This window comes from Rahnella perminowiae (genome assembly GCF_019049695.1).
GTDB classification, from domain to species: Bacteria; Pseudomonadota; Gammaproteobacteria; order Enterobacterales; family Enterobacteriaceae; genus Rahnella; species Rahnella perminowiae.
In genome coordinates this window covers 1-452 of record NZ_JAFMOT010000072.1, presented here as the reverse complement: position 1 = coordinate 452, position 452 = coordinate 1, and the positions used below count along the sequence as shown (strand labels likewise).

General features: G+C 44.0%; 1 protein-coding gene. It reads left to right on the top strand.

Going from position 1 to position 452, the window contains the following annotated elements; genetic code table 11:
• Window positions 1-36: 36 nt before the first annotated feature.
• Window positions 37-452: hypothetical protein (locus J1781_RS00340; protein WP_456239070.1), on the top strand; the 416-nt coding region annotated here is incomplete at its 3' end.

Here is a 452-nt window from a genome sequence, read left to right as displayed (position 1 = left end):
GGCTTTATGCTGCGTCGTAGTCGATAGGGGATTGGTGTGTTTATCAATCTTTTTTACACCTTACGCACATATGGCGTGCCAGTTTCCACTCGTGAATTGCTAGACCTTTATGCTTTGCTAGAAACAGGCATTGTGTTTGCCGACCGTGAACAATTCTACGAGCTGATTCGCCTATGTATGGTCAAAGACGAAAAATACTTTGATAAATTTGACCGTGCCATGGCAGATTATTTTGAAGGTATTGATACACTCGATATTGACGAGCTGATGGCAAAATTGGGTAATATCCCCAAAGAATGGCTGGAACTTAAACTTGACCCCAACAATCTCACCGAAGCCCAGCGGCGCCTACTCAAAAAATATGGTTCGCTTGAAGCACTCATGAAAGCCCTAGAGGAACGCCTAAAAGAACAAAAAGAGCGACACCAAGGCGGTAACAAATGGGTTGGTAC